This is a genomic window from Brevibacillus formosus (assembly GCF_003013405.1).
Classification (GTDB): domain Bacteria; phylum Bacillota; class Bacilli; order Brevibacillales; family Brevibacillaceae; genus Brevibacillus; species Brevibacillus formosus.
The window spans coordinates 1-11,156 of sequence record NZ_PXZL01000051.1 but is presented as its reverse complement, the minus strand read 5'-3'; the positions used below and the strand labels follow the sequence as shown (position 1 = coordinate 11,156).

Here is an 11,156-nt window from a genome sequence, read left to right as displayed (position 1 = left end):
AATTTTACGGCATTTCGCAAAAAATTATCGTTTAGTGCAGTTTGTGCGCGTTCATTTAAAGTTGCGGTTGAGGATGTTTTTGCGTTCATACCCTCTCTTTCACCCCTTCATACAATAGCTCTGCCAGATGCATTACGCGAATCGGATGTCCAGCATGGTGTAAACGCCCGGAGATATTTGTTAGACAGCCCATATCAAGGCCCACCAGAACTTCTGCTTTGGTTTCCAGCACATGTTCTGCTTTTTCCGTAACCATCGCACCGGAGATGTCGGAGACCTTTATGGCAAAAGTTCCTCCGAATCCGCAGCAATCTTCCGCGAAAGGAAGGGGCACGAACTCCAAACCTTTTACCTGGGAGAGCAGAATGTGAGGCTCGTCTTTTACGCCAAGTAAACGGCTACCGTGGCAGGAGGGATGATAGGTAACGCGGTGGGGGAAGAGGGCACCGATATCCGTCACCCCGAGCACATGAACGAGAAACTGAGAGAACTCATAGCTTTTACCAATGAGTTCATGGGCCATTGCCAGATATTTCGGATCTTCTTTAAATAGAGTAGGGTAGTGGTGATGAATCATCCCGATACACGAACCGGATGGAGCAACCACAAAATCGCTGTCTGCGAATGCATGAATAATTGTTTTTGCACCTTCTCTAGCGGTATCCCAAAACCCGCTGTTAAAAGCTGGTTGGCCGCAACACACTTGCAGTTCGGGAAAATCCAGCTTGATGCCATATCTGGCGAGAAGTCGTGCCATTGCTTCGCCCACTTTAGGGTAAAAAGCATCCGATAGACAAGTAATAAACATTGATACTTTCATTCATCCAACTCCCTTTCGAACGTGTTAGCCATAATAATTTATGTGGTCATGATGTCATCTGATGACTTGATTAAAAAAGAAAATGTTTGATCTTAGTCAAACATCTCTTTTTCTACGCCAAGCAGGTGGTAGAGCATGGATTCTTCGGCTCTTTTTGAATTTTTGTTGGCGATCGCCTTGAAAATTTCCTTGTGTTCAGCCAGGAGCCGTTCCGGATTTCCTTTCGTTTGAAACATTTTTTCGCGGCTTGCCTTTAATGCCTTGCTCATGGTCTCAGATATGGATTGCATGATCGATTCCAGAACCGAGTTATGACAGGCTTTGGCGATTTCGTAATGAAATTTCCAGTCGGCCTTTTCTCCTAAATCTCCGTTTGAAACTGCGGCTTCCATTTCTTTCAATGCATCCTCGATGCGTTGCAAATCTTCATCAGAACGTCTCTTCGGCGGCTAGTTGAACGATTCCCGTCTCAATGATCTTCCGAACCTCCAAGAGTGAGATGATGTCTTGTTCCGTGACAGGTTGAATCGGTTCAAATCCTGACAATACCTCATCTGGATTTAAGCGGGTGACAAAAGTACCTTCCCCCTGACGAATAGTCACAAGACCCATCGTTTTGAGTGCACTGATTGCCTCACGCATGGTTGACTGACCGACTCCGAAAAGCTCGCTGAATTCGCGAAGAGAAGGCAGTCGATCTCCAGGTTTGTAAACTCCATTCATAATTTGATCTTTGATATAGTCAGATACTTCTTCGTACGTTTTACGTACTTTGAATTGTGGTATCGCTTTCATTTTGCATTCACCCGTTACTTTCTTAGGGTCATCTGATGAGTTCATACTAGCTGAATTGTCAGTTAGTTGTCAAGGCTGCTTTCTTTCTAGGATAGGTTGCGAGCGGAAAAGGCACATTGTTCAACTTTTAAACCGCCCGTTTCGAATATTCGAAAAATACTTGTCAAAAAAAACAGGGGTACATATAATGAGAACTGTCGAACAGAAGACATCAGATGACCATATCAGATGGTGACAGTTTGACTGTCGGGTAAATATATGTTCATAAGGGGGATATCAAGCCATTTTAAAATTTCATTTCCGAAACCGCTTTCAAATGAAAAGAATAAAAAAGAGGTGGAAACCATGACATGGACGCAAGTTTTTACTCCGGTTGGGGGGAGTCTCGGAATTTCTGCGCTCGTTGCGCTTATTCCCATTCTTTATTTTTTCTGGGCGCTTGCGATCAAACGTATGAAAGGCTATATGGCAGGGCTGACCACTTTACTGATGGTGATCCTAGTTGCCGTATTGGTGTATCGCATGCCTGCGGAAATAGCAATAATGTCTTCGGTGCAAGGAGCCGTTTATGGTATTCTGCCTATCGGATGGATCATTATTTCCTCAGTATTTTTGTACAAGCTCACGGTGAAAACAGGGCAATTTGATATTATCCGCAGCTCTGTCTTATCAATCACGGAAGACCGCCGTCTGCAGGCGCTTCTTGTCGCCTTTTCTTTTGGAGCCTTTCTTGAAGGGGCTGCCGGTTTTGGCGCTCCTGTAGCGATTTCTGCTGCGCTTCTTGTGGGCTTGGGTTTTCATCCTTTGTATGCCGCGGGTCTTTGCCTAATTGCCAATACGGCGCCCGTTGCTTTTGGTGCGATTGGAATTCCGATTATCGCCATGGAAGGTCCCACTGGCGTTCCAGCCATGGAAATATCCAAAATGGTCGGCCGCCAGCTGCCTATCCTATCTGTCTTTGTTCCCTTCTATCTGATTGTGATCATGTCTGGATTTAAAAAGGCTGTTGAAGTGCTTCCAGCGATCCTAGTTTCCGGTATTTCTTTCTCCTTGACACAATACTTCACATCCAATTTTATGGGGCCGGAGCTTCCTGACATTTTATCTGCACTGGTTTCTTTGGTTGCGTTAACCTTGTTCTTAAAAGTTTGGAAACCGAAAACGATTTTCCGTTTTGCCTCGGAACAAGCAGCTACCGCAGAAGTAGCTGCCGCTTCACAAGCGATCAAGAACAGCAAAGCTCCCTTTACAACCGGACAAATATTCAAGGCATGGTCTCCCTTCCTGGTATTGACCGCCTTTATCTCTATCTGGGGGATTCCGACTGTGAAAAAAGCGCTGGTCGGCAAATATGAAGGGGCTAATCTTTTATTTAACTGCCTCAATCCCATTGGCAAAGCATTAAGCTTCACGCCTGAGGTCCCTGGTCTGCATAATCTGATTATCGATGTGAATGGAAAACCGATTGCTGCTCTCTTCAAATTGGAAGTATTGGCAGCAGCCGGAACAGCGATATTGCTTGCTGCCATCGTTACCAAATTTATCGTCAGCATCTCTTGGAGAGATTGGCTTGCCACTTTTGGAGAGACATTGAACGAGCTGAAATTTCCGCTGCTCACGATTGCGTCTGTTGTCGGTTTTGCCTATGTTGCAAACGCTTCCGGAATGAGTACCACACTGGGGATGGCGTTGGCAGGCACGGGGATGTTATTTCCGTTCTTCTCTCCGTTCCTTGGCTGGTTAGGGGTGTTTATTACTGGCTCAGATACTTCTTCCAACCTGCTGTTTGGAAATCTGCAAAAAGTCACAGCAACATCAGTGGGAATGGAACCTGTTTTGGCCCTTGCAGCCAATACGAGCGGTGGTGTAGCGGGTAAAATGATTTCGCCGCAGTCAATTGCCGTTGCCTGTGCTGCGGTAGGACTCGCCGGAAAAGAATCTGATTTATTCCGTTTTACGGTGAAACACAGTTTACTCTTGGTTGTAATAATCGGTATCATCACGTATTTGCAGTCCAATTTACTGTCATGGATGGTTCCATAAAAAACAGCGGGTGCTGAAATAGCACTCGCTGTCTCTTTATCCGTTCCAAACCATTTATGACCCATCAAATTAATCGCATCTTATTTTCGTCACTCTACACACGAATGCATTCTATACCCAATTATACGCTCATCTTGTGTCGCGATTGATACGAGATGTCCTCGGTGGATGGCGTCTTGCACCAGCGTCAGATATATCGCTGGGGGGTAACACCGACAATCCTGGCGAAGGCCCTTGAAAAATTGGCTCTGGTCGTAGAAACCCGTTTCCACGGCAATATTTGCAATCGGCCGCTTTTTAGCAAGCTCGACCTTGGTATGATTGATCCCTAGCAGGTTCTGGTAAGCATGAGGAGGCATATGTGTTCTCCTTTATTACAGGCACCAGTTTGATGGTAGATGGGGGATACACTGCCGTTTAAAAAATACTGAAACGTGACTGTTCACTTGTCCCGCTATGTTCCATCATATAGCAAGAACGAAACCGGCATAGACGCCGTTTTTTTACTTTGAATAAAACTTACTGGCCCATCAACCGGGAATCCTTTGGCAAGAGTAACGCGAGTATGCCAAGCAACGGCAAGTACGCGCATAGTTGGATGACGAAGGCCCCCCCGGTCTGGTCAATCAACCAGCCTAGCACAACCGAACCAAGTCCGGCCATGCCGAACGAAAGACCGAAAAACAAACCTGCGATCGTCCCCACCTTGCCTGGAAGCATTTCCTGGGCATATACGATGATGACGGAAAAACCCGACATCAGAATGGCTCCAATCGCCAGGCACAGAAAAACAGAAGCGACCGGACCGGCGTAAGGCAGCCACAAAGAAAACGGTGCCGATCCGAGAATCGAAAACCAGATGATCTTTTTTCGACCGAAACGATCTGCGAGTGGGCCTCCGAGCAAAGTACCCAACATTCCTGAAAATTGCAGGGCGAACAAGCACATCTGGGCGCTTTCCATCGGCAGCTGATAACGTTCCATGTAATAAAACGAATAGAACCCTGTCATGCCCGCCAGATAAACGAACTTGGAAAACAGCAACATGATCAACGTACCCAGAACGAAAAATACGAAAACCTTGGGTCTCGCAACATCACTTTCCCCAGAGGAGCGCCTCTCCGGCCTGTTCTGTAAATGGATTTGGCCGGCGTACCATCTGCTTACATACCGCTGAACCACGATGCCAATGAGGGCCAGCAACGTAAACCACAGAAACCCCAGCTGTCCCTGCGGCGAAATGATATATGCCGCCATTAGCGGGGCAAGAGCCTGTCCGGTGTTACCGCCAACCTGAAAGATCGATTGCGCGAGTCCTTTGCTGTTGCCTGCGGCAAGGTGTGCCACGCGGGAGGATTCCGGATGAAGCACAGAAGAGCCGACGCCTATGAATGCAGCGGAAACAATCAGCATCCATAAACCAGACGAGAAAGCAAGACCAATCATGCCAAGCAACGTGAATACCATGCCCAAGGGCAGCAAAGTCGGCATGGGTTTGCGGTCTGTATAAGAGCCGATCAGTGGCTGAAGGATCGAGGCCGTCAAGTTAAGCGTAAACGCGACCCACCCAATTTGGGTATAGCTGAGCTGCATCGATTTTTGAAAAATAGGAAATGCGGCAGGCACAATATTCTGCATTGCGTCATTAAGCAAATGTGCCATGCTGACTCCCAGTAGCATGAAGTTGGCGGTTTGTCTGGCCGTTTCAACTGTCGCAGGTTGAGACATTCATTTCACCTCTTTCTTTTTTCCTATCTTAGCGATGGGATAAAGAACTTGGCGCCGTGATTATTGCTTTGAAATTGTGCAATAATTGCTATAATGAAAATAGGTGAGAATTATATGATTATTAAAGTCTCAACGCCGCATCTGGAACTATGGCAGATCGAAGGCGAATTCTCCAATCATCCGCATATTCACGAGAACGAGCTCCAAATTACCATTCCGATATTTGGTCATTGCCAGTTCACGCTAGTAAATCGCCATTACAGGCTAGTGGGCGGTGGCGGACTAGTGCAGCATCCAAAGGAGCAGCATTTTTTCGAGATCGGGTCGCAGTCGGGCGTACTCATTTTTAAAGTCAGCCAAAACAGCTTGAAGGAGCTAACCGGACAAGAAAAATTTGAATTTGCGGTGCTGCAGAAATTCGACCCCAAATTTATGCGAGAGAAGTTCCGCAATTGGACGAACGCGCTTCTCACTTGCGACACAGCGGATCGGCTTGCACAAGAAGAGTTGGAGTCGCAGGTGCTTTTGTACTTACTAGGCGCTTTAGCTGGCAACCACAAAAACGATCCCAATCCCACCGTGAGGATACCCACACACTATTCCGATCCGCAAATGGGAAAGGTTCTGGAATATATTCATGAGAACTATCGGAATGATATCCGGGTTGATACGCTTGCTTTCATGGCCCTGCAAAGCCGATATCATTTTATAAGGTCCTTTAAAGCGATGATGGGTGTCACACCATATCAGTACGTACTCCTGCTGCGAATGGAGGAGGCTAAAAGGCTTCTGAAAAGATCGATCCATTCGGTGACGGAGATTAGCTTCAGCCTCGGTTTTTCAAGCGTCAGCCAATTTCAAAGGACGTTTGTCAAAACGGTAGGCATGACACCTACGCAATTCCGGAACTCCAGCAATTGAAGAAGGAAACAGTGAGCTTTTGTGGCATCTCACTGGTTGAAAACTGGACCATTCGCTCCGTAGGCTCCTGACTTTCAATTTGAACATGACAGAAAGAAAGAAGAAGACGTATGACGCTGCCAGAACTAAGGAAATGATCCTTAACGACGCGGAAGAATTGTTTGCTGAGCATGGGCTTTCTGCGACCCGAATTGATACGATTGCAAGTGTAGCTGGATATAACAAAAGTCTCATTTATCAATATTACCAGGATAAATTGGGCCTCTATACAGCGGTAATCAAACGTGCTGATCTAGCGGGAAATAACATGTTTGAAAGGTTGGCTGGTGATTTGCTATCGGATGAGGGCATTGCTTCCGATCCGGCTAAATTTCGCCGGCTGCTTGAAGAATCAATTCGCATCTCTTACGATTTTTTATCAGATAATCCCCGTTACGTTAAAATCTTTTCATGGGAAGCGGCGGAAGAATGGAGAACATGGAAGAAAATATCATATGCTCCAGACGATATTCTCCAGTTATATGAGATTGCAAAAAAGGCTAAAGCAAACTGTTTTGGAAAAATGTAAAAACGTTACTGACATACTGTTGTCAGTAACGTTTTTATATAGTTACGTTAGATGATTATGAAGGGAATAATATACCTCATCCGCGATTCGGTGTACTACATGCAAAAGAATAGGTTTGTTATTTAAATACATAATCGTCTTCTGAAGACGAACCGTTTTAAGTAACAAGTAACGCATAAATTTTAAAGAAGGAAGGGATAAGATCGATGTCGATCAATGTAACGATCCAGAAAAGTCGCTACTGGATTGGAGTTGTATCTGCTTCACATGTGAAACGGGGGGTGCTGGGTGGATTCGCCCAGCTCTGTCATGGCAAGTCGGCTCCATTACGTCGGATGTCTCCCGGTGATTGGTTGATATACTACTCTCCACGAACAGACTTGTCTAAGGGGGAAGTGCTTCAAGCATTTACCGCCATTGGACAAGTTGCAGATGACAAAATCTACGAATATCCGATGTCCGAATCCTTTGTGCCATATCGTCGGAATATCCGCTATATTCCGTGTCGCGAAGTGAAGATTGCCGCTCTATTGGATCAGCTTACCTTCACGCGCGGCAATCGAAATTGGGGATATCACTTCCGCTATGGACACTTTGAAGTCGGGTTCGAAGATTTTCTGACGATTGCTGGCGCAATGCTTGGCGATGTGGAAGGTATCCAGCACGACGTCGACAACTCCGTATAAGCGGAAGGATTTTAAACCTACTAGACAAAATAGAGGTGAAGTAAATGACTGATCCGCCTATAAAAAAAGTCGGACATGGTTTATAACGGTTGCAATATGCATGGTTATCCCATTACGGAAAAAGGAGAGACATTGAAACTATCGAGGCCGCTACAAAAAAACAAGGAAAACCGGAGAACAAAATCGTTTTTTCCAGCACAACTAAAAAAGTCCCCTTCAGGGAAAAAGGCAGATGGTCACTTTGCCTTTTATCCTGAAGGGGATTCCTTTTGTATTGAATTATTTGAGATATCAGTTTAATGATAGTAAAAATGCGAAATTTGTCGAGAAATTGTATAGATTGATATGATAAAATACGGAAACGAATATGAGGGTTTTATTACTGACAAATAGGCTGAGGTTTTAACGGTCCAAGTCAGATGCTACAGGAACAGGCATTCTAATATTATTGAAGCACAGTGCACAATTAACTGGACGCATGCACAGAAGAAATTGCTACAAAAGTCCGGACGACATTCTGGAAGTGGGACGGCGCGTCATGTCATTGTGAGATGATCCCAAAACGTGCGGGCCAACTTGACTTAATCGTCCCTATGCTCAGAAAAGAAATAGTGTTAGGAATTTAAACGTGGACTTTCAAAGTAACCCACATCAAACAGATATGGGGGTGAGATAAAGTGAGTTTAGAAGGATACTACAACTATTATATAGTTGCACTCTCAGTAGTAATCGCAATATTAGCATCATATTCCGCTTTAAGCATTACGGCAAAGATTTCGCATTCAAAGGGCAGAACCAGATTTTTTTGGCTGTTGGCCGGGGCATTTGTCATGGGCAGTGGCGTATGGTCCATGCATTTTGTCGGAATGCTTGCGTTTCACCTCCACGCTTCAGTGAAGTATGATATCTGGCTTACCTTGTTCTCCATGGTAGCTAGTGTCATATCTTCCTTTATCGCTTTCTATATCACGATGCCGAGAAACATTAACTGGTATAAAATCGCTTTTGGTGGCTTTATTATGGGAAGCGGAATCGTTACGATGCATTATATGGGTATGGCTGCGATGATTATGCCCGTAGAGGTATCCTACGATAAAGAGCTTTGGGCTTTATCGGTACTAATCGCCCTAATCGCCTCCTATGCTGCGTTACTATTGTTTTTGCGATTCCGAAATCAATCGTCTTCCAGTTGGTTGAAGTGGTTATCGGCTGTCATCATGGGATTTGCCATTTGCGGTATGCATTATACAGGCATGAAAGCAGCAAATTTCCACGCACAGCACGGCATAATGGGCGGAGAGGTGTCGATTGATTTCTTTCTCCTTTACGGTGTGACGGTTACGATTTTTTTCATACTAATGGTCTCATGGGGAGCTATGTTCCTTGACCGCCACGTTCTGGAAAGGTTGGCTTATCATGATACAATCACAGGCTTGCCTAACCGAAATGAAATGAATCGTTTCTTTGAAACACATATTGGCAACGAAAGTATAGGCGTATTATTTCTGGACTTGGATCAATTTAAAGCTATCAATGACACCTTGGGACATAATATCGGTGACCTGCTCATAAAAGAAGTGAGTATACGGCTTCGGGAATTTATCCGGGTTGACCAACAGGCTTTTCGCATAGGCGGAGACGAATTTTTGTTTATCATAAAGAATTGTAGCCTGGAACGGGCCGAACAATTGGCCAATCAAATCCTGCAGAGAATAAAGAACGTATACAGAATTGAAGGAAACGAATTATATATTACGGGAAGTATCGGGATCAGTATTGGTTCCATACAGGAATCAGATCGCTCAGTTATGCTTAAAACTGCTGACACTGCTATGTATAGGGCGAAAGGAATGGGGAAAAACCAATTCTGCGTGTATACAGAAGATATGGGTGTACAGGAGGTCCGTAAAATGGAATTAGAGAAGGATCTTCAGAGGGCGCTTGAGCAGAAACAATTTATCGTCGTATATCAACCAAAATGGAATGTAAAAACAAACCGATTATATGGGTTTGAGGCTTTAATCCGCTGGCAGCATCCACGGTTGGGATTGGTTTCTCCAGGGGAATTTATCCCCATTGCCGAAGAAACAGGAATTATCGTGCCAATTACGCGATGGGTACTGGAGGAAGCGTGCCGTCAATGTAAAGCTTGGAAGGATCAAGGAATCAACCAACCTGTTTCGGTTAACCTTTCTGTACGTATGTTTCAAACGAGCAGTTTGGTTGAATGGGTGCAGGATATATTGAATATTGTTGAGCTGGCCCCTCACTTTCTTGAGCTTGAGATCACGGAATCCATGGTATTCTATGACATCAACGATATTATTAGACAACTCGAGAGCATTCGAAAATTGGGCGTTCGGGTCTCCATGGATGACTTTGGTACGGGTTACTCTTCGATTGGTCTACTCGACCGTATTCCAATAGACGCATTGAAATTGGACAGACTGTTCACAAATGATTTGGATACACCCGGAAAACGGGCCATTCTCCATGCGATTATTTTAATGGCGGAAAATCTGAATTTGGATGTAATTGCAGAAGGTGTAGAAAATGAGGAACACATTGAATTTTTGACGGAGTTAGGCTGTTATGTAATGCAAGGCTACTTTTATGGAAAGCCCATGAATGATGAAGAAATTTTTCAATGGTTACAAGATCGAGATCGTACAAGGGAGAGCGGGTAAAAACATGCAAACCATGACAGATCAAAAGTTAGCTGTTTTATCATCGATTCAAAGCCATTTAGCCATGATAATGTTTGATACGCATGGAAAGGTTATTTGGGCGAATCAACTTTTTGGTTCTGCAATGGGGTATGCGGTTGATGAAATGGTCGGTCTCCATCATAGCAAGTTTTGCTTACCCGAATATGCATCGAGTAAAGCATATGTGAATTTGTGGGATGGTTTACGTCAGGGAAGAGCCTTTCAAGAAAAGATCGTACGCGTTTCAAAGGATGGACGAAAATTAACCCTTGAAGCAACTTATATACCTGTTATTGAGAATGGTCGCGTGGAAGCGGTCGTCAAGGTAGCTACTGATATCACGAAACGCGAAACTGTTCTTCAGCAAAGTACTGCAGATTTGATGGCAATGGTTGAGGAGATGACTGCAAATACGGATCAAGTATTGGAAGCTTCAAAACAGATTTCAAACCATATGACCAAGATAAATATTGAATTTGAAACAGTAACGGATCAGGTAAAAAGTATTCAATCGGTTACTACCATTGTTAAAGAAATTGCATCTCGATCCCATATGCTGGGTCTGAATGCTGCTATAGAAGCTGCCCGAGCCGGTGAACACGGGCGCGGCTTTGAGGTAGTTGCGAATGAAGTTAGGAAGATGGCTAGTTCCAGCAAAGAATCTGCGGAAAATATCTCCAGTCAGTTAACGGATATTGCAAAATCTGTATCTTTCATGATGCAGCGTATTGAAGAAATCACCGATCAGATTTCCAACAATTCGAGTGCGATTGAAGAATTGAAAACAGCTTATAATCAGGTTGCTACGACCACCAAAAGATTAGCATCTTCGATTTAAACTATTAAAATTATGAATCTAAGAGTAGATATTTCGCGTTTTCCAACTG

Annotated in this window: 10 protein-coding genes; 6 read left to right on the top strand and 4 right to left on the bottom strand. The window is 44.5% G+C overall.

Annotated features, from left to right (window positions below; translation table 11 throughout):
- Nucleotides 1–85 precede the first annotated feature (85 nt).
- The 3 genes from C7R91_RS28990 to C7R91_RS28980 form a co-directional block, all read right to left on the bottom strand.
- Nucleotides 86–820, bottom strand: coding sequence for a (Fe-S)-binding protein (locus C7R91_RS28990; RefSeq protein ID WP_047067243.1), 735 nt, complete (start codon nt 818–820; stop codon nt 86–88).
- A 92-nt stretch (nt 821–912) separates the two neighbouring features.
- Nucleotides 913–1,212, bottom strand: coding sequence for a FadR/GntR family transcriptional regulator (locus tag C7R91_RS28985; RefSeq protein ID WP_255322435.1), 300 nt, complete (start codon nt 1,210–1,212; stop codon nt 913–915).
- Between the two features lie 37 nt (nt 1,213–1,249).
- Complete coding sequence (locus tag C7R91_RS28980) at nt 1,250–1,615, bottom strand: FadR/GntR family transcriptional regulator (protein WP_181284561.1); 366 nt, start codon at nt 1,613–1,615, stop codon at nt 1,250–1,252.
- Nucleotides 1,616–1,960: 345 nt separating this feature from the next.
- On the opposite strand from C7R91_RS28980, the gene C7R91_RS28975 reads away from it, so the two are divergent.
- Nucleotides 1,961–3,658, top strand: coding sequence for an L-lactate permease (locus tag C7R91_RS28975; RefSeq protein ID WP_047067240.1), 1,698 nt, complete (start codon nt 1,961–1,963; stop codon nt 3,656–3,658).
- 519 nt (nt 3,659–4,177) lie between these two features.
- Here C7R91_RS28975 and C7R91_RS28965 read toward each other — a convergent pair.
- Nucleotides 4,178–5,386, bottom strand: a complete 1,209-nt coding sequence (locus C7R91_RS28965; RefSeq protein ID WP_047067236.1) for an MFS transporter — start codon at nt 5,384–5,386, stop codon at nt 4,178–4,180.
- A gap of 114 nt (nt 5,387–5,500) precedes the next feature.
- Here C7R91_RS28965 and C7R91_RS28960 point away from each other — a divergent pair, with 114 nt between their 5' ends.
- The 5 genes from C7R91_RS28960 (at nt 5,501) to C7R91_RS28940 (ending at nt 11,107) form a co-directional block, all read left to right on the top strand.
- Complete coding sequence (locus C7R91_RS28960; protein ID WP_047067234.1) at nt 5,501–6,307, top strand: helix-turn-helix domain-containing protein; 807 nt, start codon at nt 5,501–5,503, stop codon at nt 6,305–6,307.
- A gap of 85 nt (nt 6,308–6,392) precedes the next feature.
- A complete protein-coding gene (locus C7R91_RS28955; RefSeq protein WP_083994992.1) occupies nt 6,393–6,875 on the top strand; it encodes a TetR/AcrR family transcriptional regulator in 483 nt (160 codons plus the stop codon).
- 206 nt (nt 6,876–7,081) lie between these two features.
- Complete coding sequence (locus C7R91_RS28950) at nt 7,082–7,561, top strand: EVE domain-containing protein (RefSeq protein WP_047067230.1); 480 nt, start codon at nt 7,082–7,084, stop codon at nt 7,559–7,561.
- Nucleotides 7,562–8,391: 830 nt separating this feature from the next.
- A complete protein-coding gene (locus tag C7R91_RS28945; RefSeq protein ID WP_236697810.1) occupies nt 8,392–10,248 on the top strand; it encodes a bifunctional diguanylate cyclase/phosphodiesterase in 1,857 nt (618 codons plus the stop codon).
- A gap of 4 nt (nt 10,249–10,252) precedes the next feature.
- The gene (locus C7R91_RS28940) at nt 10,253–11,107 is read left to right on the top strand and encodes a methyl-accepting chemotaxis protein (RefSeq protein ID WP_047068591.1); all 855 of its coding nucleotides are present in this window, start codon (nt 10,253–10,255) and stop codon (nt 11,105–11,107) included.
- The last annotated feature ends 49 nt before the right edge of the window (nt 11,108–11,156 follow it).